This window comes from Terribacillus aidingensis (assembly GCF_040703035.1).
In the GTDB taxonomy this organism is placed as follows: Bacteria; Bacillota; Bacilli; order Bacillales; family Amphibacillaceae; genus Terribacillus.
The window spans coordinates 3,527,872-3,552,275 of the sequence record NZ_CP159996.1 but is presented as its reverse complement, the minus strand read 5'-3'; the positions used below and the strand labels follow the sequence as shown (position 1 = coordinate 3,552,275).

General features: G+C 43.9%; 29 protein-coding genes. 2 read left to right on the top strand and 27 right to left on the bottom strand.

The window, feature by feature from the left end; all coding sequences use genetic code 11:
• Positions 1 to 35: 35 nt before the first annotated feature.
• Positions 36 to 518, top strand: a complete 483-nt coding sequence (locus ABXS78_RS18290; RefSeq protein ID WP_366248415.1) for a hypothetical protein — start codon at positions 36 to 38, stop codon at positions 516 to 518.
• Here the strand turns inward: ABXS78_RS18290 and ABXS78_RS18285 are convergent.
• The 24 genes from ABXS78_RS18285 to metG all read right to left on the bottom strand — a co-directional run bounded on the left by ABXS78_RS18285 (position 476) and on the right by metG (position 21,735).
• Positions 476 to 1,279, bottom strand: coding sequence for an AraC family transcriptional regulator (locus ABXS78_RS18285; RefSeq protein ID WP_366248414.1), 804 nt, complete (start codon positions 1,277 to 1,279; stop codon positions 476 to 478). The two genes, ABXS78_RS18290 and ABXS78_RS18285, sit on opposite strands and share 43 nt — an antisense overlap.
• Positions 1,280 to 1,356: 77 nt before the next feature.
• The gene (gene spoVT, locus ABXS78_RS18280) at positions 1,357 to 1,893 is read right to left on the bottom strand and encodes a stage V sporulation protein T (RefSeq protein WP_095224703.1); all 537 of its coding nucleotides are present in this window, start codon (positions 1,891 to 1,893) and stop codon (positions 1,357 to 1,359) included.
• A gap of 147 nt (positions 1,894 to 2,040) precedes the next feature.
• Complete coding sequence (gene mfd / locus ABXS78_RS18275; RefSeq protein WP_366248413.1) at positions 2,041 to 5,571, bottom strand: transcription-repair coupling factor; 3,531 nt, start codon at positions 5,569 to 5,571, stop codon at positions 2,041 to 2,043.
• A 90-nt stretch (positions 5,572 to 5,661) separates the two neighbouring features.
• A complete protein-coding gene (locus ABXS78_RS18270) occupies positions 5,662 to 5,952 on the bottom strand; it encodes an anti-sigma-F factor Fin (RefSeq protein ID WP_366248412.1) in 291 nt (96 codons plus the stop codon).
• A 24-nt stretch (positions 5,953 to 5,976) separates the two neighbouring features.
• Positions 5,977 to 6,537 carry an aminoacyl-tRNA hydrolase gene (gene pth, locus ABXS78_RS18265; RefSeq protein WP_366248411.1) on the bottom strand — a complete coding sequence of 187 codons (561 nt, stop codon included), beginning with the start codon at positions 6,535 to 6,537 and terminating at the stop codon, positions 5,977 to 5,979.
• 757 nt (positions 6,538 to 7,294) lie between these two features.
• Positions 7,295 to 8,071, bottom strand: coding sequence for an ABC transporter permease subunit (locus tag ABXS78_RS18260; RefSeq protein WP_366248410.1), 777 nt, complete (start codon positions 8,069 to 8,071; stop codon positions 7,295 to 7,297).
• Complete coding sequence (locus tag ABXS78_RS18255) at positions 8,068 to 8,955, bottom strand: ABC transporter ATP-binding protein (protein WP_366248409.1); 888 nt, start codon at positions 8,953 to 8,955, stop codon at positions 8,068 to 8,070. Before ABXS78_RS18255 ends, ABXS78_RS18260 begins: the two co-directional genes overlap by 4 nt.
• Positions 8,952 to 9,149 (bottom strand): PLDc N-terminal domain-containing protein, encoded by a 198-nt coding sequence (locus tag ABXS78_RS18250; protein ID WP_366248408.1) that lies wholly within the window; start codon positions 9,147 to 9,149, stop codon positions 8,952 to 8,954. The genes ABXS78_RS18255 and ABXS78_RS18250 overlap by 4 nt, the downstream gene beginning before the upstream one ends.
• A gap of 3 nt (positions 9,150 to 9,152) precedes the next feature.
• A complete protein-coding gene (locus ABXS78_RS18245; RefSeq protein WP_366249984.1) occupies positions 9,153 to 9,347 on the bottom strand; it encodes a transcriptional regulator in 195 nt (64 codons plus the stop codon).
• On the bottom strand, positions 9,347 to 9,649 hold the full coding sequence (locus tag ABXS78_RS18240; protein WP_366248407.1) for a YxlC family protein: 303 nt from the start codon (positions 9,647 to 9,649) through the stop codon (positions 9,347 to 9,349). The genes ABXS78_RS18245 and ABXS78_RS18240 overlap by 1 nt, the downstream gene beginning before the upstream one ends.
• Positions 9,636 to 10,175: an RNA polymerase sigma factor SigY gene (sigY, locus tag ABXS78_RS18235; RefSeq protein WP_366248406.1), complete on the bottom strand. Its 540-nt coding sequence runs from the start codon at positions 10,173 to 10,175 to the stop codon at positions 9,636 to 9,638. Before sigY ends, ABXS78_RS18240 begins: the two co-directional genes overlap by 14 nt.
• Positions 10,176 to 10,280: 105 nt before the next feature.
• Positions 10,281 to 10,916, bottom strand: coding sequence for a 50S ribosomal protein L25/general stress protein Ctc (locus tag ABXS78_RS18230; RefSeq protein ID WP_366248405.1), 636 nt, complete (start codon positions 10,914 to 10,916; stop codon positions 10,281 to 10,283).
• Between the two features lie 73 nt (positions 10,917 to 10,989).
• Complete coding sequence (locus tag ABXS78_RS18225) at positions 10,990 to 11,937, bottom strand: ribose-phosphate diphosphokinase (RefSeq protein ID WP_366248404.1); 948 nt, start codon at positions 11,935 to 11,937, stop codon at positions 10,990 to 10,992.
• A 19-nt stretch (positions 11,938 to 11,956) separates the two neighbouring features.
• The gene (gene glmU, locus ABXS78_RS18220) at positions 11,957 to 13,318 is read right to left on the bottom strand and encodes a bifunctional UDP-N-acetylglucosamine diphosphorylase/glucosamine-1-phosphate N-acetyltransferase GlmU (RefSeq protein WP_366248403.1); all 1,362 of its coding nucleotides are present in this window, start codon (positions 13,316 to 13,318) and stop codon (positions 11,957 to 11,959) included.
• Positions 13,319 to 13,531: 213 nt separating this feature from the next.
• Positions 13,532 to 13,828, bottom strand: a complete 297-nt coding sequence (gene spoVG, locus ABXS78_RS18215) for a septation regulator SpoVG (protein WP_038562451.1) — start codon at positions 13,826 to 13,828, stop codon at positions 13,532 to 13,534.
• 120 nt (positions 13,829 to 13,948) lie between these two features.
• Positions 13,949 to 14,761, bottom strand: a complete 813-nt coding sequence (purR, locus tag ABXS78_RS18210; protein ID WP_366248402.1) for a pur operon repressor — start codon at positions 14,759 to 14,761, stop codon at positions 13,949 to 13,951.
• Positions 14,762 to 14,815: 54 nt separating this feature from the next.
• Positions 14,816 to 15,685, bottom strand: coding sequence for a 4-(cytidine 5'-diphospho)-2-C-methyl-D-erythritol kinase (gene ispE, locus ABXS78_RS18205; protein ID WP_366248401.1), 870 nt, complete (start codon positions 15,683 to 15,685; stop codon positions 14,816 to 14,818).
• 117 nt (positions 15,686 to 15,802) lie between these two features.
• A complete protein-coding gene (locus ABXS78_RS18200) occupies positions 15,803 to 15,979 on the bottom strand; it encodes a small, acid-soluble spore protein, alpha/beta type (RefSeq protein WP_038562461.1) in 177 nt (58 codons plus the stop codon).
• A 134-nt stretch (positions 15,980 to 16,113) separates the two neighbouring features.
• The gene (gene veg, locus ABXS78_RS18195) at positions 16,114 to 16,374 is read right to left on the bottom strand and encodes a biofilm formation stimulator Veg (RefSeq protein ID WP_038562465.1); all 261 of its coding nucleotides are present in this window, start codon (positions 16,372 to 16,374) and stop codon (positions 16,114 to 16,116) included.
• Between the two features lie 182 nt (positions 16,375 to 16,556).
• A complete protein-coding gene (yabG, locus tag ABXS78_RS18190) occupies positions 16,557 to 17,438 on the bottom strand; it encodes a sporulation peptidase YabG (RefSeq protein ID WP_366249983.1) in 882 nt (293 codons plus the stop codon).
• Positions 17,439 to 17,498: 60 nt separating this feature from the next.
• Entirely contained in the window at positions 17,499 to 18,374 is an 876-nt protein-coding gene (gene rsmA, locus ABXS78_RS18185; protein ID WP_366248400.1) for a 16S rRNA (adenine(1518)-N(6)/adenine(1519)-N(6))-dimethyltransferase RsmA, read from the bottom strand.
• Positions 18,364 to 18,927, bottom strand: coding sequence for a ribonuclease M5 (rnmV, locus tag ABXS78_RS18180; protein WP_095224692.1), 564 nt, complete (start codon positions 18,925 to 18,927; stop codon positions 18,364 to 18,366). The genes rsmA and rnmV overlap by 11 nt, the downstream gene beginning before the upstream one ends.
• A gap of 10 nt (positions 18,928 to 18,937) precedes the next feature.
• A complete protein-coding gene (locus tag ABXS78_RS18175) occupies positions 18,938 to 19,708 on the bottom strand; it encodes a TatD family hydrolase (RefSeq protein WP_366248399.1) in 771 nt (256 codons plus the stop codon).
• A 68-nt stretch (positions 19,709 to 19,776) separates the two neighbouring features.
• Complete coding sequence (gene metG, locus ABXS78_RS18170) at positions 19,777 to 21,735, bottom strand: methionine--tRNA ligase (protein WP_366248398.1); 1,959 nt, start codon at positions 21,733 to 21,735, stop codon at positions 19,777 to 19,779.
• 461 nt (positions 21,736 to 22,196) lie between these two features.
• Between metG and ABXS78_RS18165 the strand changes: the two genes are divergently transcribed.
• A complete protein-coding gene (locus tag ABXS78_RS18165; RefSeq protein ID WP_038562480.1) occupies positions 22,197 to 22,475 on the top strand; it encodes an AbrB/MazE/SpoVT family DNA-binding domain-containing protein in 279 nt (92 codons plus the stop codon).
• 35 nt (positions 22,476 to 22,510) lie between these two features.
• On the opposite strand, the gene rsmI is transcribed toward ABXS78_RS18165, so the two are convergent.
• The 3 genes from rsmI to ABXS78_RS18150 are packed head-to-tail and all read right to left on the bottom strand — an operon-like array spanning position 22,511 to position 24,381.
• Positions 22,511 to 23,386 carry a 16S rRNA (cytidine(1402)-2'-O)-methyltransferase gene (gene rsmI, locus ABXS78_RS18160; RefSeq protein WP_366248397.1) on the bottom strand — a complete coding sequence of 292 codons (876 nt, stop codon included), beginning with the start codon at positions 23,384 to 23,386 and terminating at the stop codon, positions 22,511 to 22,513.
• A complete protein-coding gene (locus tag ABXS78_RS18155; RefSeq protein WP_095224688.1) occupies positions 23,364 to 23,648 on the bottom strand; it encodes a GIY-YIG nuclease family protein in 285 nt (94 codons plus the stop codon). The genes rsmI and ABXS78_RS18155 overlap by 23 nt, the downstream gene beginning before the upstream one ends.
• Positions 23,635 to 24,381, bottom strand: coding sequence for a tRNA1(Val) (adenine(37)-N6)-methyltransferase (locus tag ABXS78_RS18150; RefSeq protein WP_366248396.1), 747 nt, complete (start codon positions 24,379 to 24,381; stop codon positions 23,635 to 23,637). Before ABXS78_RS18150 ends, ABXS78_RS18155 begins: the two co-directional genes overlap by 14 nt.
• Between the last annotated feature and the right edge of the window lie 23 nt (positions 24,382 to 24,404).

Genomic DNA, 24,404 nt, shown 5'->3' with positions numbered 1-24,404 from the left:
TCTTTTTCAACACTTGGGTATGGCAGGTTGGAATTTTGCTCGCATTCGAGGAAATTACGGAAAATGGCGAGCCGTGGTATAACGCACTTCAGATTGTATTTGGCATCGGAGCGACAATTGTCAGCATTCTAATTCCTATACTGATAAAACGATTGGACATGAAAAAATATGTACTAGGATGCGTTATATGGGGTGCAGGAATCTGTATAATCGGTTTAGCTTACAAGGAACCCTTCTTCTTTGTCGGCGCTATCCTTATCGGTATAGGTCTTCCTGTGAGCAGCCTAACCAGGGTGTATCTCATACAGACTCATGTACCAAAATTGATGCTAGGAAGGGCATTCAGCTCTAATGCCGTACTGCTATACGCTTCAAATACCTTGTCACTAGCACTGTATGCCAGCTTTTTATCCTTCCTATCTATTCGAAGTCTCATCCTGATAAGCGGAGCGAGTATTTTAGTAATTGTTTGTTTCTATACATTACATATGCTTTTCCGAAATAAACCAGGAGTCTGACCGTAGATTCGCCGAAATACAGCATGGTAAGAAGACACATTCTTAAAGCCTACTTGCAAGGCGACGGAAAGAATGGAAGCATCGGTACGACGGAGCAGCTTCTGACTTTGGATGACACGATATATTTGGAGCCAGCTATACGGTGACAGACCCGTTTCCTTTTTAAAAAGGTGACTGAATTGATATTTCCCTAGTTGGGTCAGCTGTACCATCTTATCCAGTGTCCAGTCTTGCTGATAACTTTGTTTCAAAGCATCCAAAACGATGTGCACAGTTGGCTCATATCCTTTCATGTCCCACTTATCGCTATGGGTGCCTGGTACAAGGCGGAGCAGAACCATCGCAAGCTGAATCCAGCTATTCTCCAGCCATAGAGCACTTTCCTTTTCTGTAGCAGCCATTCCCAAGTAGAGACGAGTCGTAGAAAACCATTGGTGAAGAAGTGGGTGTTTACATGCTACTAGTGCGAACATCGGATCTACCCTGCTACCGCTCAGTTCCTGTGCTACTTCTGTTATAAAAGCTGGCTGCACTTCAACAATCCACTTCTCCGACGTATGGCGGAGCTGTTTATGTATCTCATGCGGATTAAGGAGCATAGCCTCACCATCAGACAATTGCATATTATGTCCCTGAAATTGGTAGACAGCATGACCGTTAGGGCTGAAAATCAATTTATATGTATCATCATCCCGCCAGTTTCTTTCACCAAGCATTGTTGTCCGGTTTAATAAGAGACCATTCGCATGCTCCTCTATCATAAGCTCTCCTCCTCTTTGGGATTAGCTTAGCATAAAAAGAATCCCGCAACATAATAAGCTGCGGGATTCCTTCTTCACTATTCCATCTGTCTTGCGAGGAAATTAGCAGCTGTTTCTGCTGCTTTTTCTTCTACCTTGCTTAATTCACCATCATTGCGGCTGACAATAATAACGCACCCAATTGGGTCACCGCTTGCAATGATCGGACTTACCACATATGCTTGGATGTCTTCTTCCTTATCCTCTACAAGCTCGATACTGCCTGCTTGATTATTCGTGGCAGTCGATCTTTCCTGCATCGCCTTTTCAATTACAGCCCCGATGCCTTTATTCATGTATTCTTTCTTCGATTCTCCTGCAACTGCAATGTATTCATCACGGTCACATATAAGTACTCCGTGGTCAATCGAAGTAAATAATGCCTCTGCGTATTCTTTTGCAAAATCGCCCAACTCGCTGATCGGAGAGTATTTCTTTAAGATAACTTCACCATCACGGTCAACAAAGATCTCCAGCGGATCCCCCTCTCGAATGCGCAGTGTCCGGCGTATTTCCTTCGGGATAACAACACGTCCCAAGTCATCGATTCTACGTACGATTCCTGTAGCCTTCATCTTCCATTGCCTCTCTTTCTGTATCATAAGCTGCTCTGGGATATTTTCTACTTATTATGAAGAAAAGAAGAATTCACCAGTTGTGCTGTTAGTATGATACACATCGGCATTACTATACATTTCCTGTAGATTTTTTGTAGTGGAAGTTTAACTAGCTCGTTTTAGTTCGCGCATAGCTTGTATGAATTCTTCAGCTATCTCATACCGGCGTTCATAAGAGTTCCGATCCCAATTGAAGACGATCTTCAATTTCTTGTCCTCTGTACCTAGCTGGACCATCCGGCCATATTGATTAGCGAATTCGAACAGCTTGCTGCCGTCAACGTGCTGGCTCATATTAGAATCGACTAAGATCTCCATGCGCTGTTTTTTCTTCTTCTCACTGATGGATTCGATTTTTTCCCGTTTAGCATACATTTTCAATGTAGTTACATGGAAGAGGTTGGCCACTTCTTCCGGGTAATCACCGAATCGATCAATCAGTTCTTCCCGCAAATCATGGATTTCCTCTTGGGATGAACAGCTCTGGAAACGTTTATACATATCGATTTTCTGTTTCTCGTCACTGATATAAGACTCCGGGATATACGCATTGATATCCAGGTCAAGCTCAACTTCGAATGGTTTGATCTCTTCTGCTGGCTTACCTGCCTTCCGTGCTTCCACTGCTTCCGTAAGCATCTGGGAATACATATCGAAACCGACAGAATCAATAAATCCATGCTGCTGAGAACCGAGCAAGTTGCCTGCTCCGCGGATAGACAAGTCCCGCATCGCAATTTTGAATCCTGATCCAAGTTCAGTGAATTCCTTGATTGCCTGCAGACGCTTTTCCGCCACCTCTGTTAACACTTTATCCTGCTGATAAGTGAAATAAGCATATGCTACCCGATTGGAACGTCCTACTCGACCGCGTAATTGGTATAGCTGACTAAGTCCCATTCTGTCTGCATTGTCAACGATCAATGTGTTCACATTCGGGATATCCACCCCTGTCTCAATGATAGTCGTGCTGACAAGTACATCATACTCCCCTTCAAGGAAGGCGAGCATAACACTTTCCAGCTCAGATTCGTTCATTTGACCATGCGCAAAGGCGACTCTGGCATCATCAACCAAAGCTGCGATTTCCTGTGCTTTACGCTCAATATTCTCTACCTTGTTATAAAGGAAGAATACCTGTCCATCCCGAGCCATTTCCCGTTCGATTGCCTCGCGGATAAAGACTGGATTGTACTCCATTACATACGTTTGAATCGGGAATCTATTTTCAGGTGGTGTCTCAATAACGGAAAGATCACGCACACCAAGCATGGACATATGCAATGTACGGGGGATTGGTGTGGCAGTCAATGTCAGAACATCAACATTCGTCTTAAGCTGTTTCAGCTTTTCTTTGTGTTTAACGCCAAAGCGCTGCTCTTCGTCCACCACTAATAAGCCAAGATCTTTGTATACGATATCCTTGGATAATAGGCGGTGTGTGCCCACAACAATATCGATAACCCCACTCTTCAACCCGGTCATAACTTCATTTTGCTGCTTACGCGTACGGAATCGGCTCATTAGACCTACATTGATCGCATGATCCTGGAATCGTTCCAGAATCGTCTCATAATGCTGCTGCGCCAAAATGGTTGTCGGTACTAAAATCGCTACCTGCTTGCCATCCGCAATTGCTTTGAAAGCTGCACGGATAGCCACTTCTGTTTTCCCGTATCCGACATCCCCGCAAAGCAGCCTGTCCATAGGACGTTCCCGTTCCATATCCTTTTTGATTTCATCAATGGTACGAAGCTGATCTTCGGTTTCCTGATAAGGAAACGCAGCTTCGAACTCCCGCTGCATCTCGGTGTCTTCTGAAAACGCATATCCTTTGGAGGCTTCCCTCTCGGCATAAAGCTTGATCAGCTCATCAGCAATATCCTCCACTGACGATTGGACTCGGCTTTTAACCTTTTTCCACTCTGTTCCGCCAAGCTTGTAAAGCTTCGGTTCTTTTCCTTCTGATCCAACGTACTTTTGAACAAGGTCAATCTGATCAATTGGCACAAATAACTTGTCGTCTCCGGAATAGCGGATGAGCATGAAATCTTTATGCAGATCCTGCACCTGCAATGTTTCTATACCAACATAGCGGCCGATACCATGGTTTGCATGAACAACGTAGTCGCCTACAGCAAGCTCCTGGTAGCTTTTAATCCGCTCCGCGTTGGATATTTTTTGCTTGCGCTTCGGTCTTGCTGAACGCTTTTTAAACAGTTCGTTCTCTGTCAGCACTGCCAGCTTATGAAATGGCAGCTCAAAACCGCTGCTGATATTACCTATCAAGATAGTCGGTGTGCTCACCGGCAAGGAAACACGCTCTGCGATGACTGCTTCCATATCATAATCATCCAGAACTGCTTGTATCTTCTCTGCACGCTGCTGGGTAGGTGCCATTAAGATAGTAGAATAATTGCTCTTTTCCCACCGTTCCAGCTCATTTTTCAGCAAATGCATCTGTCCATGAAATTGCTGCATAGCCCTGCATGTCACGTTCACAATATTTTGGGGCTGTGTATTTGGTATATGACGCAAGAACACGCTTAAATACAAACGTGGCTGCTTCATCTGCTGTAGTACTTCATGCCAGTCAAACGACAGTTTCAGCTTTCTTACTGTTTGATGTGCTTCCAGCAGACTCTGATGCCATTCTGCTTCCTCTTCATCGAGCCGGTTAGCTGTTTCTTGGATTCGGCTCATTTCATCCAGGATGATATAGCCGCCTTCACCAAGATAATCTAACAGACTAGCTGGTTCCTCGTAGAAATAGCCTGCATACTTGGCCATGCCCTGAAATCGCTCTTGCTGCCGTAACCTTTCAAGATCCTGACTGACAGCCTCTAAAACTTGCTGCTTATGCTCATCGGCCTGCAGTTTGGCTATTGTTTCCCCTAATGCTTTCTCCAATCGGTCCGCTGCTCGGGCGATATCCTCGTTATCGATGAGCAATTCCGTTGCAGGGCCTACTTCAACCGTGTCTTTCTTCTCCAGAGAGCGCTGTGTGTCCGAATCAAAATAACGAATGGAATCGACTTCTGTATCGAACAATTCGATTCTGATCGGGTTGTTTTCCGTTAATGGATAAATATCCAATATACCTCCGCGCAGGCTGTACTCTCCTGGAGACGCAACCATATCCGTACGTTCGTATCCCATATCGACCAACGCACGTAAGTAGTGCTCTAAATCGATTTCTTCCCCAACACGAAAAGCCAGCTGATAGCTTTCCCATTTAGCTGGTTGTGGCAGTATTCTTTTTAGTGCTGCAGCTGGAGCTACTAGGACGCCATTCTCACTATGCATCCAATTCCGCAATGCATCTAAACGCTGTGAGCGAAGCTCCGGACTGGAGATGGCAATTTCCGATGCTAATAATTCATTCACAGGATACAGGTACACATTGGAATGCGTACTCATCTCCAATAAGTCCTCATAAAGTGTCTGCGCCTGAGTCAGCTGATGTGTGACCAGGATTACTTTTCGCCGTATGGAGTCCTGCAGCACAGTTGCCAGGACTCCCCTTGCCGAACCAGACAATCCTGTTAAAAGCTGTTCGTGCATCCCAGACTTTATCCCATTGATGACTGATTGGATGTCATCCTGAGTTGAGATAAATTGCTTGATCTCTTGCATAATGCCTCCTTCTGCTAGTACATGTCATAAGCAAAAAATGCCTTGGTTCAGGCACCAAAGCTTTGTATGACAGCATTATTTAGCTTTACGTTATTGCATGAAATGATCCAGTTCATGATAATGCGGGTTTTGCTGCAGCGCATTTTCACAATCCTCACATGCGACCTGACAGACGATATGACCCGAATCGATCTGCACCATTTCCTGATAGTCCGCCGCGGATAATCGATCCCATCCGAGCGCTTTGATATCCACCTTATATTCATCTAGCTCTGCTAGCTGCGTTTTGCAATGTCGACAACGGTAAACGATAGCCATAGTTATGCCTCCGGGACTTAGATTTGACTCTGTCAAAGTCTGCCCGAAAGCATCTGGATTCATACTTATCACCTTGCAGTGTATGAATTAGCGATTAAAATCATTCATCACGTTCAGGAAAGGCTCCTTAAGCCATGTTTCTGTTGCATCGGCAGCCTTCTTCACACTATCGACGATGTCCGGCAATTCTTCCTTATGGAAACGCTGGAGAACATAATCTACAACTGGCTGCTGACCGACCGGGCGGCCGATTCCCAGACGAATGCGTTTGAATTCCTTCGTGCCTAAATGCGAAATCAAAGAACGGATTCCATTATGGCCCCCATGACCGCCTTTTTCCCGCAGTCTTACCTTCCCTGCCGGTAGATCCAAATCATCGTAAATGACAACCAAATCCTCAAGCTCGACATTATAGTAATCCATCAGCGGTCGTACCGCTTCACCTGAAAGGTTCATAAAAGTAATAGGTTTTACCAAGATTACCTTTTCCCCATTTATCATGCCTGTCGCATATACACTATTGAACTTTTTATTTGTTAACGGCAAATTGTGCCGGTGCACTAATTCATCAATCGCGATGAACCCAATATTATGCCGTGTCTGATCATATTTTTGACCCGGATTCCCAAGTCCAACAATCATTTTCATATTTATAAACGCCCTTTACTCATAGTCCATTCCCAAAAAACTATACCTTAACAGAAAATAAAATACAAGAAAACCGAAAAGCGGAAAAGACCGTTTAGAAACGAAGATGTAAGCAAGGGAGCCCGGAGTGGATGACCTTTCCACGCAGGGATCCATTGCTTACAGCGCAGTTTCTGGTCTTTGGAGCTAGACAAAAACCGAAAAGCGAAAGAAACCGTTCAGAAACAGAGGAATAGGTGAGAAAGCCCGAAGTGAGGCGTATTTACCTTACGCAGGGATTTATCGCCTATACCGCAGTTTCTGGCTTTCGCAGCTAGACAAAATCGAAAAGCGGAGAAAGCCGTTCAGAAACGGAGAAGTAAGCGAAAAAGCCCGAAGTGAGATGCTTTTCCTCACGCAGGGATTTATCACTTACGGCGCAGTTTCTGGCTTTCGCAGCTAGACAAAATCGAAAAGCGGAGAAAGCCGTTCAGAAACGGAGAAGTAAGCGAGAAAGCCCGGAGTGAGATGCTTTTCCTCACGCAGGGATTTATCACTTACGGCGCAGTTTCTGGTTTCTGTAGCTAAACATAACCGGAAGAGCGGAGAAGTACGGTTAGAAGCGCTTAACACTCCAGCTCTTATCCTTCTCCGACAGAAAGGAAAATTCCTTCCTTCCTGCACAAAAAGCACATCAAGGATGCTTCTTTCCCATCCTTGACATGCTTTGCCTATACTTTTATCATATCCTATGCGCTTAAGGAATAATCCTACTTCATTAAAACTTTACACTTTTTTCAAATTGTTTAATCATGGTTAAAAGTAATAAAGCAATAAAGCTAATAGTTGTAGCGAGGATAGCTCCCATGTGCATATTTCCCTTATTTGCATTCAGTGCCTCCGTTGCCAAGTTGAGAAGACTTGAAGGCAAATAAATAGCTATATCAGGTATAACAGTCGACAAGATGGCGATACTCGCCATTATTAGAATGGATATGCCTGCTACTCCTCCACTTCGACGGAGAAACGTACTAACAAACAACGTCACTGTTATAACTAGTACAATCCATAAACAATAAATTATAAAACTTTTCCAGACGGAACTAAACGACACATCAGAAAATAGGATATTTGTATAATACCATGCGGCTCCATAGGAGATAGTAAAGGCACCGAGATGAAGCAATACGAGCATCGTCCACTTACTGAATATGTAGGTGGCGGTATTTACAGGTCTGGAAAATAGCTGCATAAGAGAGCCATTATTTCTCTCCTGTACAATTACATTCATACAAGCTAGCACAATAATTGCTGTGCCAATTGTATGTAGTTGAGACAAAGTCCCCGCCAGAACTTCAGCACCGCTAGGGATTGGCAGTTCAATTACTGCGCCTGGCGGCAGACTATTCGAATTCTCTAAAATGGTTGGCATAAAATACAAACTAATTGGCTGTAGAAGTGTCACTAGCAGGATGACAGCAGGAAGCCAAACGAGCTTCTTCTCTCTCCAAGCTTCTACCCATTCTTTATGAAATAGTGCGTTGAACCTCTTCAACCTTCTATCACCTCTATGTAATGTTCTTCTAAGGTTTTTTCTTCTGCTCCGAAGTACCGAACTCCTATATTTTTCTGGATGCAATTTTGCAGTAAGATATTGGGCGTTACATTATGACGCAGAGTACCAATGATCTTCCTTGGTTCCTTTATATCAATCTCTTCATACAACTCCTGTAATTCTTCAATCTGTAAAGGATCTGATGTTTCTAAACGATACCGTTCTCTTAGCCGGTTTCCTTTCCATTCCTTCATGTCTTTATAGGAAATGCTTTGACTCGAGTTCATAATTAACGCCCTATCACATATCTGTTCAGCATCATGCAGTACATGTGTAGAAAATAGAATAGCCATATCCTTTTTCAAATCCTCCAATATGTTCATGACATCAATTCTTCCAGTCGGATCAAGAGCGGATACAGGTTCATCTAGCAAAAGAATTTTCGGTTCATGCATGATTGCTTGTGCTAACCCAAGTCGCTGTTTCATTCCTCCAGAGAAAGCTCCTATCTTCTGTTTCTGTGCTTCTAACAAGCCTGTCATTTCCAATACATGCAAGCTTCGTTTTTTTATGGTTTGTTTCGTAATTCCAGATAATGTTCCTGTTAACATGAGATATTCTATAGGGTACATCCAGTCGAAGAAAGTAGGATATTGAGGCAGAAATCCAATTTTATCTTTGTTAAGTACCTTGTTGTCACTCAATATCACTCCATCAGTAGGTGTAATCAATCCAGCCAGCATATGCAAAGTTGTTGTTTTACCAGCTCCGTTTGGTCCCAAAAGCGCAATACACTCATTTTCCTTCAGCTTAAGATTTAAGTTTTTTACTGCGACATGTTTCCCGTATCGTTTCGTCAATCCTTGTGCTTCTAAAATAGTCATTTATATGCATCCTTTCTTTGCCCGATCACGAAATAAAGGATAGGTCCGATGATACTGATACAGAAAATGATTAATATCCAAGCCCATTTGGGCCCAAGGGTTTCCTCAGCTCGAATACAACTGATCAACGCAATAACGAGCAAAAGAAACTGGATCAATATAACAGGCAGCAGCAATGTCCCAATGTTCTCCATTTATCAGTTCCTCCTTTTATCTTTGCGAATGATAAATACATAATATAAAAGAAGCGGTGTGGGGAACTGAATCAGCCCAACAATCCCCCACGCCCATGCATAAGTACCTCTTCTTTTTGCATCTATGTACAACCAAATTCCTTGTGCCAGCAATATAGGAATTGCCAAGATTATAAGTATCAGTTCATTCGTTGATATCATGTGACCCTTCCTTTGCTTCTTTCAACTAGTAATAGGACGACAACAGCAATAATGGATATAATCTGTACTACGTAGAACACCCAGGTGATATGTACGGCCATAAGGATGTAGAAGGACAGCAACACGCAAGCCAGAATGATAAACCTGCATAGTTCCCTGCGCATTCTTTCTCGATATCGCTTCTCACCAGAGCTAATCTGCTGCAGCATCTCATCAGTTTCAGGAACGTCAATATGTAATTTTGCATCTATTTCATTCCACGTTTCGTCCATCTTTTTTACCCATTCATCTTGTTTCATCTGACCACTCCTCTCTTAATTTCTTTAACGCATAATGGATACGAGACTTCACTGTCCCTTTTCTTAATTTTGTCATGGAACTAATTTCCTCTAATGAATAACCATAATAATGACGAAGTAATATTAATGTTCTAGTTTCTATAGATAGCGATGCAAACTCGTTCAGATGCAATGACCAATCCATATTGCCTTGTTCTAGTTCCCATTTCATTTTTCGTTTCTCATTCTCTGTCAGCTGCTGTTGCCTTTTCCTATCTCGCTTCCTCTTCCGTTGTTCATCCAGATATAAGCGTGTCGCGATAGATATGAGCCATGTAGAAAACTTAGATTGATGATTAAATTTATGAAGATTTATATAAGCTCGAATCATCGTTTCCTGCAGCAAGTCTTCTGTCATTTCTTTATTCATCGTGAGTTTGAAAAGATAACGATATAAAAACGTATAGTATTGCTGGAAAAGCTGACCGAATGCCGATTTATCTTGTTTGGCATCTTCAATCGATATGGATTCCGCTGAGTCCTCCATCTCACTCCCCCTTTCTTCTCTGACTATATGACGTGTGAGGAATATGAATAGTTCAATCAAAATAAAAAAAGCTGTGCCTTTTCAGGCACAGCTTTTTTTAATCACTTAATCTTCTTTATCGTCCTTAGATCCTTCTTTGATTGCTTCTACATCGTCCGCATCACCAGTAGTTGTATCATCTGTTTCAATCTCTGCAGTAGGTGCAGTGACTGTAGCGATTGTTGTATCAGCATCGGTTAGGATCTCATAAGCACCGTCTGTTGGCAGGTCACCAACGCTGATGCTGTCACCGACTTCAAGTTTGGAGACATCGACTGTAATTTGATCTGGGATGTCATTCGGTTTTGCACTGATTTCCAGATCAAACAATGGCTGTTGAAGAACGCCGCCTTCATTAGATCCTGGTGCTTCACCTTCAAGCTGGATCGGCACTTCTACATTACGTGCTTCCGACATGTTCACCACATAGAAATCCGCATGTACAAGACTTGCTTTCAATGGATCAGTTTGATAATCATGTAGCATTACATCTACCGATTCGCCTTTGATATCCAAAGAAATAATGGCGTTTTTACCTTCATCTCGTACAGTTTTCAGTAGATCCACACTATCAACCGCAACACTGACAGGCTCTTTGCCTTTGCCATATACGACTGCAGGTACGACTCCTTCTTCGCGAAGTCCTCTGATATAAGATTTTGTATTGTTATCTCGTTTGTCTGCTTTAAGCTTTACTGCCATCGTAATCACCCTCCATAGTTTTTACGTGTCTACAGATAAGGTTTCCCTTACAATTCCAGTAATAAACATAAAATCAATCAAACAGGATACTAACAGATTGCTGTTCGTGGATGCGGATAATCGCTTCACCGAACAATGGTGCAACAGAAAGCTGCGTGATATTTTCGATTTGCTTCTCTTTTGGAAGAGGGATTGAGTTTGTCACAACAAGCTCTTTAATTTGTGAATTTTGGATTCGCTCGATTGCCGGTCCGGATAGAACTGGGTGAGAACATGCTGCATATACTGCTGTCGCGCCTTTTTCTATCAACGCATTAGCAGCTAGCGTCAAAGTTCCAGCCGTATCAATGATATCATCGATGATGATTGCAGTTTTGCCTTTGATTTCTCCGATGATGTTCATCACTTCTGCCACGTTTGGACGCGGGCGGCGTTTATCGATGATTGCAATCGGTGCTTTCAAACGATCAGCCATACGGCGTGCACGGACTACGCCGCCGTGGTCAGGAGATACAACGACGATATCTTCCAAATTCTTTTTCTCGAAATAGTCGGATAGAATTGGAACACCTACTAAGTGGTCGATCGGAATATCGAAGAAACCTTGGATCTGCGGTGCATGCAAGTCCAATGCCAAGACGCGTGTAGCTCCGGCAGTTTGCAAAATATCAGCGATCAGTTTGCTTGTAATTGGTTCACGGGCACGGGCTTTGCGGTCCTGACGAGCATAACCATAATAAGGCATGATGATGTTGATTGTTTTAGCTGAAGCGCGTTTCAATGCATCAATCATGATGAGAAGTTCCATCATATGCTGGTTGACAGGCGCACTAGTGGACTGGACAACGTAGACGTCACAGCCGCGGATACTTTCTTCGATATTGATCTGGATTTCGCCATCGCTAAAGTGGGAAACAGTGATTTTACCCAGTTCTACGCCAATGTGGTCTGCAATTGACTTAGCTAACTCCGGATTAGAATTCAAAGAAAAAACTTTTAACGATGGATCATTATAAGGCATGTCGAGTAACCCTCCAAAATTATTTATTCTTTAGATAAGAATTTTTGTTTTCTTGTCTTGCTCTGGCAATTGATAAAGCATCTGCTGGTACATCTTTTGTTATGGTCGAGCCTGCTGCCACCAGGGCACCTTTGCCGACCGTCACTGGCGCAATCAAGTTCGCATTACAACCGATAAAGGCATTATCTTCAATCTTCGTCAGATGTTTATTCTTTCCGTCATAGTTCACTGTTATTGTACCACAACCGACATTTACATCTTTACCAACTTCAGCATCTCCGATATAGCTGAGATGGGAAACTTTGCTCCCCTCACCGATAGATGCTTTCTTCACTTCGACGAAGTTTCCGATTTTCACATTATCTCCAAGCTGTGCTTGTGGACGAATATGGGCGAAAGGCCCGATATTGACATCATTTCCGATTTCACTGTCGTGTGCTACACTTTGCTTCACGACTGTGCGGCTGCCGATTGTGACATCCTTCACTTCTGAATTCGGACCAATGACAGCATCTTCTTTGATAACTGTCTTTCCAAGAATCATCGTGTTTGGCAAGATCGTAACATCCTGTTCAATGACCGCGTCGGTACTGATATATGTCGAGTCCGGATCAATGATTGTTACGCCATTGCGCATATGCTGTTCATTGACACGACGTTTCATAATCCGTTCTGCTTGGGAAAGAGCTACACGATCGTTTACGCCCATCGTTTCATCGAAATCAGTTGTCTGATAAGCGGTCACCAGCTTGTTATCTTTCTTCAACAACTCAAGTACATCCGGAAGATAATACTCACCTTGGGCATTATCATTTGATACATTATGCAATGCCTGGAACAATAGCTTGTTATCAAAGCAGTATGTACCTGTATTGATTTCATCTACGAGAAGCTCTTCCGCATTCGCATCTTTATGCTCTACAATACGCAGTACCTCTCCAGCGTCACTGCGGATGACACGCCCATATCCTGCTGGGTCCGGTGCTTTTGCAGTCAATACCGTTGCGCTTGCCCCTTGCTGTTCATGATGATCTAGTAATGCTTGAATCGTTTGACCTGTAATCAGGGGCGTATCCCCGCTTAAAACGACCGTAACACCCTCTTTATCTTTCAGGAACTCTTCCGCCTGCAGGACCGCGTGTCCTGTACCAAGCTGTTCCTCCTGCAAGGCATATTCACTTACATCTCCAAGCTGGGCTTTCACGTCTTCTGCTCCATGCCCTACAATGGTTATCAATTTATCTAATTGTAAAGAATTTAACTGGTCAGTAACATGCTGTACCATTGGTTTTCCCATGACAGGATGCAGCACTTTGTACAGCTTCGATTTCATCCTGGTGCCTTTGCCAGCAGCAAGGATGACTGCATATCGGTTTGACATGCGAACCCTCCATTCTTTTTATCCTCTGTAAATATATCTTAAAATAATTGTCATTTCAACAGGAGCAGCGCTTGAATTCACGTAATTCGAGACAATTTTTTCACCAATCAACTGGATTATAAGCATAAAAATAACAGCTATCCCATATGTTAGAACAGCTGTTAATTTCACCTTTATAAAAGATGACGCATTCGCCATCTATCTGAGCTCATATCAAGAAGCGCCAGCGGCTTCCTCATACTCCACTTCTATTTCTTCTCCTGCACGATGATATTCCTGCAGCACAGCATCCTGAATCTTGCTCCGTGTACCAGAGTTGATTGGATGTGCTACATCGCGGAATTCACCGTCTGGTGTGCGTTTGGAAGGCATAGCGACAAACAAGCCGTTATTTCCTTCGATGACACGAATATCGTGTACAACAAACTCCTGATCCATTGTAATAGAAGCGATAGCACGCATTCTTCCCTCGGTATTAACGCGGCGTAATCTTACGTCAGTTACTTCCATTATGCTTCACCACCCTTACCTTATTTAGAACTTATTACCAGTAATTCTACATAAAGCTGGGAACTCCTGCTCTGATTAAAACTTTTTTTAAAAATTATATCGGGAGGGGGAAAAGCTGGATCAGTTAAAGTAATTACCTTTTTGTACTTCGACTCGCTGATTGCGTACATCAACGTTCTGAATCTTGATCAATGACGTGTAATCTTCCACTACACGTTCTTCTTCTTCATCCTCTGCTTCAGCCAATACGCCTATAGCAGTCACATTTGCATTGAATTCCTGCAAAAGACTCTTCATTCCATTAATGGTTCCGCCTGCTTTCATGAAATCATCCACAATACAGACATTGGCTTGATCGGGTATACTGCGTTTGGACAATACCATCGTCTGTATCTTTCTGGATGAACCAGAAACATAATTCACGCTGACCGTCGAACCCTCGGTCACCTTCGGATCTCGTCTTACAATGACAACCGGGACATTCAGATAAGCAGCAGTTGCATAAGCAATCGGAATTCCTTTTGTAGCGACCGTAACCACTACATCGATTTCACGGTCATGGAATGCTGTTGCAAAAAGACGACCGATCTTATTCACTGTTGCTGGTTCCCCGAGTATATCGCTCATGAATAGATATCCCCCAGGAAGAAGCCTGTCTGAATCTGCAAGCTTACTGCATAGCTCTTCAATGAAAGCAGCACTGTTCTCCTTGGAGTATACCGGGACATAGCGAACACCACCAGCAGCACCGGATACGGATTGTAAGTATCCAATGCCTTCATGCTGGAACATATCATTTATAATCGACAAATCCTCACTGACGGAGGATTTGGCAGCAGCGTACGTCGTCGAGAAATATGGCAAGGATACCAATTGCTGCGGATGATCCATTAAATAATTGGTCATCGCAACCAAACGTTCACTTCTTTTCATCACTACACCTCAAAACCGAATGTTATTGTTAGATAATAACATTCTCGTACGGATTTAATCAAGCTCCGTTCGCCCTCCGAGCATCCGTACCACATACACTTGTTCACAGAATCCCCTTAAACTGTTGTAGATCCGATAAGCACGGCTCTCCTGGGAAACGAGAGAGAAGACAGTCGGTCCGCTTCCGCTCATGAGTACTGCATCAGCACCTGCTTCAATCATTTGCTGCTTGATTTGTTTCACTTCCGGACAAAGCTTAAGCGTAACAGGTTCAAGTACATTACCAACTTTGTCACAGATGGATTGAAAATCGCCTTGCTCAATAGCTTCGACCATTCCAGCCGTATCAGGATTCTGAATATCATCGATTTTTAACTGCTGATAGATCGTCTGGGTGGATACACCGATTCCAGGGTTGGCAAGTACGACCCAGCATGCTGGAGGAGCCGGAAGTTCCTTGATCTTTTCTCCACGTCCAGTTGATAATGCTGTTGAACCGTATACACAGAAGGATACATCCGAACCAATTTTCGCACCGAGCTCAGCCAGCGTATCCAACGATAGCTGCAGATTCCATAGTGTATTCAGACCGCGCAATACTGCCGCTGCATCACTGCTTCCTCCAGCAAGGCCAGCTGCTACCGGTATCTGCTTGTCTATGTATATCTTGACACCTTTATTGATATTATATGTATCTTTGATCAATTGCGCCGCACGGTAGGCAAGATTACGCTCATCGTTCGGTACAAAGCGATTGTCCGATTCGATTTCGATCTTGTTCTCCTGTAACACGATTAACTCTATCCGGTCTGCCAGGTCGATCGTTGTCATAACCATCTCTACCTCATGATAGCCATCCGGGCGTTTATACAGTACGTCCAACGAAAGATTGATCTTAGCTGGCGCCTTTTCGAGCAAATACATGTCATGTCACCTACTTTAGTTGAATTTCTCCAAAATTGTATCATAAAAAGGAAGGACAGGCTATTCTGCCTAAAAAGAAGAAGCCCTCCTCTTCATAAAAAAGAGGAAGGCTTCCCTTTATTGCTTATCGCGCATCGACTGTTCGGCCATGGCAATGGCATACTTGACCATATTCCCGGCGTCGCGGGAACGAATGCCGCCCCAGCCTTCCTTTTGTACAGTGTCGTAAAATCCAAGCTCCTTTGCAATTTCCTCTTTTAGTGCATCAGACATGATTCCTCTTCTTCTGCCCAAAGAAAACAGCTCCCTTCAGAGATTATCACGACAACCTTATTTTCTGTTCCTGACCGTACACTATGCCTGTCAGATGTTTGCAAATAAGACAAAATAAAAAGCAGGGGATCAAGTCCCCTGCTTTCGTTCATGCGTTATTTCGCAATTTCGTTCAAATCATCCGTATCAAAATCTAGTTCGACTGTTTCGGTTAAGACATCTGCATAGCTATAGGAGACACGCTCAAACGCATTTTCATCCTGATCAAGTTCTACGATGAATACAGCTGGATACGTTTCTGCAAGTACTCCGCAACGTTCGATGGTTTTCTTTCTCCCACCATTAGCTTTCAATTTTAAACGTTTACCAATTTGTCCTTCCAGACCCTGCTTAATTTCCACTAATGTTTTAGCCACTGCACTCCACCTCACTGATCTAATCATAGCATATTTTAGGTATAGAGTCAAATAAAACTTTTTATTATAACAGCATACCAATTTTGATGTCAATGAAAAGATTAAATGTTTCTTATTTCACTTTATTCTTTCAAATCCATACAAAATTATGCATCAGTGGTAAATTTACGATTTCGCAGGAGTCAGGAGTCCTCTTCCTTCTCCTCATCTGGATCCACAAAAGGCAATCCTGTCCGCAGCAGGCCGCGCGTTTCGATACCGCCAAGACCGCGTTCTCCTGTCAATGTATTCCGGAGAGCATCCCATACCCCCACTTTTTCCATAAACGGCGTGAATGCGACCTTGGCGACAATATAAACCGGATCCAAGGCATGGATGTTAATCCTGCTTGGTGAGCTTGCAAAATTCGCTCCTGCTCGTATCAGGGATTCAAAATGGGATTGGCATGCGCCAGCAAAGATAATTAATTGATCCAAATGCGGATATAGCCTGCGTGCCTCCCGCACTGTTTCGACAAAATACTGGGAGTTCCGGTAAGCTCGGATATCCTGCTTATCTCCTTTGTTCTTCTGAAAAGCATCATGTCCTGTAATGACAATAATATCTGGCTGGATCTTCTCCAGAAGGGAAGCAATTTGAAGAGGCATTTCTTTTTCATGCAGATGGACACCATGTACTTGGATACCGAAACGCTGATAAAAATCGATGCATTTTTTCAAATATGTCTTATCTCCATCTATGTGGAGTACCTTCGCAGGAATTTGGAAGTAATTTGGGCTATGATGATAACCTGAGGTTGATTCATAATCCCGCTTATCCTTCATCAGCAGGTAATCCTGGCGAAAGAGGCGGTAGGAGTAATCTTCTTTATCCTGCCACGTTTTCTTGCGTTTCTTTATTTCACGTGTTCCAGTCTTTACAAGATCATCCCGGGGGGCATCTGCAATGAGACGCATGTCTTCCCCATGCAGAATGACCTTATTAGCTGTAAAGCTGGATACACGGAACAATAAATCGTGTTTATATGATATTCTAGTGACGATATCACCAATCGCCAAATCCATTCCGTTCACCTCACCCACCAAAGCTTTCTCCTACAGCGTATGATGGATGGGCAAAAATGTTCAGCCTTTAGCTGTAAAGGTATTCGCCAGAGCAGCAAATTCCTCCATTGAAAGTGATTCTCCTCTTCTAGTGCCATCGATTCCAGCTTCGATCATGATATCCTCCAGCTCCTCCTTCGAGAAACGCGACGCAAAATGTCTATTTAAGTTGTTGCGAAGCGTCTTCCTGCGTTGACCAAAGGAAGCTTGAATCAAGTCGAAGAAGAATTTTTCATCATCTACACGGACTGGCGGTTCCTTGCGCAGCTCAAGATGAAGAACAGCAGAATCTACATTCGGCTGCGGCATAAATGCCGTTTTTGGTACAGTCATTACGACTGCTGCCTGTGTGTAATACTGGACTGCCAGTGATAGGGAACCGTAGCTTTTCGTGTTCGGAGAAGCAGCCATACGGTCTGCTACTTCTTTTTGAATCATGACTGTAATGCTTGAAATAGGAAGATCCCGCGTCAGCAGATTCATCAGTATCGGCGTTGTAATATAATAAGGCAGGTTTGCGACAATCTTCACTTCCTGATCTCCGAAATAGCCCTGCAGCTCCTGCTGCACGTCTGCTTTCAGGATATCCTCATTCACGACCTTCACATTATCATATGGAGACAATGTATCCTCCAGGATAGGCAATAGACGCTGATCTATCTCAAAAGCCAATACTTTATTTGCTGCGATAGCCAGCTGCTCCGTCAATGCACCCATCCCCGGTCCGATTTCAATCGCACCTGTGTCTTCTGTCACTCCTGCGTGATGGATGATATTGCGCAGGATATTTGTATCAATCAGGAAATTTTGCCCGAGACTTTTCTTGAAGGAAAAGTTATATTTCTTAAGCAGTTCCTTCGTCCTTGTCGGTGTGGCAATATGCCGTTCATTCGTCATTGTCTTCCTCCTGTATAATTTGCTGCATCGTTTCGACAAACAACTGCTCCGGTATCCGGAACATAGCAAGTCGTTTGATAAGCTGCTTGCCATTTGTATGGCCGATTGCCAGTCTTTCTCCTAGCTTTTCCCGCCGCTGCTTCGCCCTTGGCCCGCCAAGGAGACCGTATGCTATGACAGCTTCCCTGGAGATCTCCGGTTCGTACTGCTCGCTCATCTCATACACTTGCTCCAGGGCTGTCCGAATCGATTCAGCTGAAGCATGCTCAATCCCTATTCCTTTGTTATTACGCGCACGCGCTTTGTCCTTTGACAGGAACGCATGTTTACAACCAGGCACCGCCTGAGAGACAATATGACGAATACGCTCACCGGGATAATCGGGATCAGTAAAAATGATTACACCGCGCTTCGCTTGCGCATGTCTAATTTGTTCAATGATACCTGCATGTATGGCAGATCCGTTCGTCTCAATCGTATCTGCCTGGATGGCCTGGTTTATCTTCGCTGTATCATCTTTGCCTTCTACGACAATCACTTCTTTAATTTGCACGTTATACCCTCTATGATTTAATTTGATATAGTCTTTCTGCATTCCGCATTGTCAGCTCTGCCAATTCCTCGTAGCCGATGCCGCGCAGCTCAGCGATTTGTTCAGCTACTAACTTCACGTAAGCTGGTTCATTTCGTTTACCGCGGTTAGGGTGAGGTGCCAGATACGGACAATCTGTTTCAATAAGCAGCCGATCAGCTGGCACGATTTTCGCTACTTCCTTCGGCGCCTTAGCATTTTTAAAAGTGACCGGTCCGCCAAGGGAAATATAGAAATTCATGTCCAAAAACTCTTGTACAAGATCCGCTTCATCACTATAGCAATGCATAATGCCTCCGACTTCAGTTGCATTTTCTTCTTTTAAGATCGGAATGATATCCCGTGTCGCTTCTCGATTATGAATGATGATCGGCAGCTTGACGCGTTTAGCCAGCTGAATCTGCTTTCTCAGCACGTCCTTTTGAACATCCTTCGGTGACTTGTCCCAGTGGTAATCCAGACCCATTTCACCGATCGCAACAACCTTTGGATGTGCCGAAAGCTCCTCGATTCTATCCAGGTCGGTATCTGTCATATCGATTGCATCGACAGGATGCCAGCCGATTGCTGCGTAAACGAAGTCATATTTCTCCGCAAGCTCGATTGCAGAGGTAATTCCATCCGCATCACAGCCAATAACTACAAGACGGGAGACGCCCGCATCCTTTGCCCGCTGCAGCATTTCTTCGCGGTCTTCCGCAAACTGCTTATCATTAATATGAGCATGTGTATCAAATAACATAGCATGATGTCCTTTCTATCTGTTAAAAAAGGAAAAACGCTTGCGTGCAAGCGTCTCCCCCTCATTTATTATTTTACGATCGATCCATTCGGCAAATCCGACTCCACTGTTGCCAGCGCAAGCTTGCCGTCTGCACTTTCACCAGACAAGATCATCCCTTCGGACATCTCCCCGCGAAGTTTAACCGGCTTCAGATTCACCACACAAATCACTTTTTTGCCGACAAGCTCTTCTGGAGTATAATGCTCTGCTATACCAGAAATAACCTGACGCTTCTCTGTTCCCAAATCAAGCTGGATCTTCAGTAGCTTATCTGCTTTCTTCACTTTATCAGCAGCAATAACTTCCGCCACGCGGAACTCAAGCTTCGCAAAGTCCTCATACTGCACTTCCGGAAGTTTGGCAGTTTCCTGCTCTTTTTTCGGCTGTTCTTTTTTCTCTGGTTCAGGAACTTTCATCATGTTCTTGATCGCTTCCACTTCTACCTTCGCATCCAGACGAGGGAAGATCGGGCCTTCTTTCTTCACTTGACGGCCTGCTTTCACTTCTGTTGTCAGAAGCGTATCCCAGTCTTGGCTTGCTTCCTCTACACCAAGCTGTGCAAAGATCTTAGCAGGTGTTTCGACAAGGAACGGACGAAGCAAAATAGCTACTTGGCGCAGCACTTCTGCAAGGTGAGCAAGAACGTTTCCAAGACGGTCCGCTTGGGCTTCGTCTTTTGCCAGCACCCAAGGCTTCGTTTCATCGATGTATTTATTTGCTCGGCTGACTAGCTGCCAGATTTTCGCAAGGACGACAGAGAACTCCATGTTCTCCATTCCGTCTTCTACTTCCTTGACAGTTTGTTTCGCCATTTCTTCCAACGCCTGCTCAAATTCCGTCTCTCCAGCAACATATGCCGGCACAATTCCTTCTTTGTATTGACTGATCATGGCTACTGTACGGTTCAGCAAGTTACCAAGGTCATTTGCCAAATCAAAGTTCGTACGATCGACGAAGCCTTCTGGCGTGAACACACCGTCTGCGCCGAATGGTACTTCACGAAGCAAATAGTAGCGCAGCGGATCAAGACCATAGCGATCCTTCAAATCAACCGGACTCACAACATTCCCTTTTGATTTACTCATCTTGCCGTCTTTCATCAAAATCCAGCCGTGTGCGAATACTTTCTTCGGCAGCGGCAGATCCAATGCCATCAGCATGATCGGCCAGTAAATTGTATGGAAACGGACAATCTCTTTACTCATCAAATGAACATCCGCTGGCCAGTATTTCTGATAAAGACTGTCATCATCGGAGCCATATCCGAGTGCCGTTATATAGTTGGATAGCGCATCTATCCATACATAAATAACATGCTTCGGATTCTCAAGCACTTTCGGTCCCCATTCAAATGATGTACGGGAAACTGCCAAGTCTTCCAGACCAGGCTTGATGAAGTTATTGATCATTTCATTCTTCCGGCTCACTGGCTGGATGAATTCAGGATTTTCTTCATAATACTTCAGCAGGCGGTCTGCATATTTGCTAGTCCGCAAGAAATAAGACTCCTCTTTTACCCGATCGACCGGACCGCCGCAGTCCGGACATCTGCCATCGTCCAGCTGTGTTTCCGTGAAGAAGGATTCACAGGAAGTACAATACCAGCCTTCATATTGGTCCAGGTAAATATCATCCTGTTCCAATAGTCTGGAGAAGATTTTCTGCACGGTTTCCTTATGACGCGGTTCAGTAGTGCGGATGAAATCTGTATTAGTGATCTCAAGTGTCTTCCATAAAGCTTTGATATCTTTTACGATGTTGTCCACATATTGCTGCGGAGTTATACCTTGTTCTTCTGCTTTGCGCTGGATTTTCTGACCATGCTCATCCGTACCCGTCAAATACGCGACATCATATCCGCGCAGACGCTTATAGCGAGCCATCGCATCTCCAGCTACTGTCGTATAGGCATGTCCGATGTGCAGCTTGCCACTCGGATAGTAGATTGGCGTAGTAATATAAAACGTTTTATTCTCTTTCTGCATGTGCTTACCCTCCATTAAGAAAAAAGCCCACCAGCGTGAGCTACTCGTATCGCTATTACACTTATCTCTATTGTAGCGACTTTCCTCCATAAATTCCAATCCAGCAGAAATTTTTTTCTTGGCCGATGCGACATAAAAATAAGCACATATACGTATTTCTATGGTAATAATCCGACACATAAAGCAAATGTGTCGAATTATGTCGAGCATTCGACATAACTCTCCTATCATCCTTCTATTTAGATATCCCTATTTAATTTACTCTTTTTACATATACAACCATTATAATAGTATTAAATACCCAAAATATTCCCTTCCTTATGTTTTTACTGTCAGCAACATGCTTAACTGCAAGATTTTTGAATTGACACTTATGTCAATCACTGGTACGATATTCAATAGTTAAATTGTCGAATAATGACGAATAAACATATATAAACACCCGAGAGGAGAAACATTATATGAAATCAACAGGTATTGTACGTAAAGTCGACGAATTGGGAAGAGTTGTTATTCCAATCGAATTGCGCCGCACACTAGGAATCAACGAGAAAGATGCTTTGGAAATCTACGTAGATGATGACCGCATCATCCTTAAAAAATACAAACCGAACATGACTTGCCATATTACTGGTGAGATTTCCGATGACAACTTGTCTTTGGCTAACGGTAAACTGGTTCTTAGCCGCGAAGGTGCAGAAGAGCTAATCAACGAAATCCAAACACGCCTGAACAAATAAAAAAAAACCGCTCCGTTCTGGAGCGGTTTTTCTATTTATTCGACATGATAAGCTTGGTACACGTCTCGTTTAGGAAGCTGACGATCTACAGCTACTTGCTTGATTGCTTGTTTTGAGGGTAATCCCTCATTCTCAATATACCAGTCAACATGCTCCTGCACACTCATATCCTGCCAAAAAGCTTCGACTTCTTCCAGCTGCTCTGCTTCTGAAGCTCCTTCTACAACAAGGCAGAACTCGCCTCTCACTGTTTCAGAGGAAGCCCAATCCAGTGCTTCTTGTATGGTTCCTCTCAGAAATTCTTCATAACGCTTTGTCAGCTCTCGGCCAAGCGCTATCCTTCGGTTCCCAAAAACCTCCTGCAAGGCAGCGAGTGTTTCCTTTAATCGATGCGGACTTTCATAGAAAATCAGAGTTGCCGCGACTTTCCGCAATTTCTCTAACTCTCCTGTCAATTCCTTCTTTTTCCGCGGCAGAAAACCATAAAATTGATAAGCATCTGTGGAAAGGCCTGATCCAACCAATGCAACAAGCGCCGCATTTGCTCCTGGCAGTACGACAACTGGATAATCAGCTGCTGCAGCTGCTTGAACCAACTCCTGGCCCGGATCGCTAATAGCCGGCATACCGGCATCGCTAACCAGACCAACATCTTTTCCATCTTCCAGCAAATCGAGGAGCATCTGCTCGCGCGCTTTCCGGTTATGCTCGTGGTAGCTGATAAGCGGTGTTGGAATTTCAAAATGATTGAACAGTTTCTTCGTATTCCGTGTATCCTCTGCAGCGACAGTATGTACTTGTTTTAACGTCTCTAGTGCTCTTAACGTAATATCCTGCAGGTTTCCTATCGGCGTAGGAATGATGAACAGGGTACCTGTCTGGCGTTCTTCAAAGCTTTTCTGTGATTGCATATGGTTTTCCTCCTTCCTGGATAAGCGCCCATTTTCTATTTTTCGGGAGCTGCTTGATCCTGTATTCCTCTTTGAGAGCAGCTTGCCTGGAATCGAAACCTCGGATATAAACAAGGATGAATGGACCCCTGCCCTTTGTATATTTTGCACCTTTGCCGGAAGCATGCTGCTTTAAGCGTTTGGCGAGCGCGTTTGTATATCCAGTATACAGACTTCCATCCTTGCATTTCAGCATATAGACCATATGCTCATTTGCTGCCATACAGGATTTCCTCTAATTCTTCGGTATATCCTCCGCCTTGCTTATGAGAATACAGCGGCGGCAAAATCTTCAACCCAGGATTGCCATTACGGACGCCTTCAATAAGGAGGATATTTGCTTCTTTCCCGGGCTTAGGATAGACAAGTCTCATCCGTTTTGGTTCGATTTTCTGCTCACGCATGCTGGTGACAATATCCAGCAGCCGATCCGGACGATGAACCAGGGTGACCTTGCCGCCTGGTTTCACGAGTTTCCTGCAAGCTAGAATAACATCGTCCAACGTGCACATGATTTCATGACGGGCAATGGTTAAATGCTCATTCAGGTTTTGCTCGTTTTTGCTTGGTGTTTTGAAATAAGGAGGATTACACGTAATCGCATCAAAAGGACCGTTCCCTAATACAGCTGGCATCTCTTTCAGATCACCATGTATCATCTCCACTTGATCCTCCAGCCCATTCATTACAACATTCCGCACTGCCATATCATATAGACGCTCCTGAATCTCGACACCTGTTATTTGTGCTCTTGTCCTTTTGCTGAGCAATAATGGGATTACGGCATTACCGGAGCATAAGTCCAATATTCTCCCTTTCGAAATTGGAATTGATGCAAAGTCAGCCAGGAGCACTGCATCCAATGAAAAGGCAAATACAGTCGGGCTCTGGATAATGCGCATATTTTCATCAGCAAGCAAGTAATCCAGCCGCTCATCCCCTTTTAGTTCCACCATACAATTAATTCCCTTCTGGTTTT

Excerpts from the sequence above, each read along its gene's own strand:
- ABXS78_RS18285 (WP_366248414.1), bottom strand. The coding sequence starts at position 1,279 with ATGATAGAGGAGCATGCGAATGGTCTCTTATTAAACCGGACAACAATG.
- spoVT (WP_095224703.1), bottom strand. The coding sequence starts at position 1,893 with ATGAAGGCTACAGGAATCGTACGTAGAATCGATGACTTGGGACGTGTT.
- mfd (WP_366248413.1), bottom strand. The coding sequence starts at position 5,571 with ATGCAAGAGATCAAGCAATTTATCTCAACTCAGGATGACATCCAATCA.
- ABXS78_RS18270 (WP_366248412.1), bottom strand. The coding sequence starts at position 5,952 with ATGAATCCAGATGCTTTCGGGCAGACTTTGACAGAGTCAAATCTAAGT.
- pth (WP_366248411.1), bottom strand. The coding sequence starts at position 6,537 with ATGAAAATGATTGTTGGACTTGGGAATCCGGGTCAAAAATATGATCAG.
- ABXS78_RS18255 (WP_366248409.1), bottom strand. The coding sequence starts at position 8,955 with ATGACTATTTTAGAAGCACAAGGATTGACGAAACGATACGGGAAACAT.
- ABXS78_RS18250 (WP_366248408.1), bottom strand. The coding sequence starts at position 9,149 with ATGGAGAACATTGGGACATTGCTGCTGCCTGTTATATTGATCCAGTTT.
- ABXS78_RS18240 (WP_366248407.1), bottom strand. The coding sequence starts at position 9,649 with ATGAAACAAGATGAATGGGTAAAAAAGATGGACGAAACGTGGAATGAA.
- sigY (WP_366248406.1), bottom strand. The coding sequence starts at position 10,175 with ATGGAGGACTCAGCGGAATCCATATCGATTGAAGATGCCAAACAAGAT.
- ABXS78_RS18230 (WP_366248405.1), bottom strand. The coding sequence starts at position 10,916 with ATGGCAGTAAAGCTTAAAGCAGACAAACGAGATAACAATACAAAATCT.
- ABXS78_RS18225 (WP_366248404.1), bottom strand. The coding sequence starts at position 11,937 with ATGCCTTATAATGATCCATCGTTAAAAGTTTTTTCTTTGAATTCTAAT.
- glmU (WP_366248403.1), bottom strand. The coding sequence starts at position 13,318 with ATGTCAAACCGATATGCAGTCATCCTTGCTGCTGGCAAAGGCACCAGG.
- spoVG (WP_038562451.1), bottom strand. The coding sequence starts at position 13,828 with ATGGAAGTAACTGACGTAAGATTACGCCGCGTTAATACCGAGGGAAGA.
- purR (WP_366248402.1), bottom strand. The coding sequence starts at position 14,761 with ATGAAAAGAAGTGAACGTTTGGTTGCGATGACCAATTATTTAATGGAT.
- ispE (WP_366248401.1), bottom strand. The coding sequence starts at position 15,685 with ATGTATTTGCTCGAAAAGGCGCCAGCTAAGATCAATCTTTCGTTGGAC.
- yabG (WP_366249983.1), bottom strand. The coding sequence starts at position 17,438 with ATGGATTTGGCGATTGGTGATATCGTCACTAGAATATCATATAAACAC.
- rsmA (WP_366248400.1), bottom strand. The coding sequence starts at position 18,374 with ATGACGAATGAACGGCATATTGCCACACCGACAAGGACGAAGGAACTG.
- ABXS78_RS18175 (WP_366248399.1), bottom strand. The coding sequence starts at position 19,708 with ATGTTATTTGATACACATGCTCATATTAATGATAAGCAGTTTGCGGAA.
- metG (WP_366248398.1), bottom strand. The coding sequence starts at position 21,735 with ATGCAGAAAGAGAATAAAACGTTTTATATTACTACGCCAATCTACTAT.
- ABXS78_RS18165 (WP_038562480.1), top strand. The coding sequence starts at position 22,197 with ATGAAATCAACAGGTATTGTACGTAAAGTCGACGAATTGGGAAGAGTT.
- rsmI (WP_366248397.1), bottom strand. The coding sequence starts at position 23,386 with ATGCAATCACAGAAAAGCTTTGAAGAACGCCAGACAGGTACCCTGTTC.
- ABXS78_RS18155 (WP_095224688.1), bottom strand. The coding sequence starts at position 23,648 with ATGGCAGCAAATGAGCATATGGTCTATATGCTGAAATGCAAGGATGGA.
- ABXS78_RS18150 (WP_366248396.1), bottom strand. The coding sequence starts at position 24,381 with ATGGTGGAACTAAAAGGGGATGAGCGGCTGGATTACTTGCTTGCTGAT.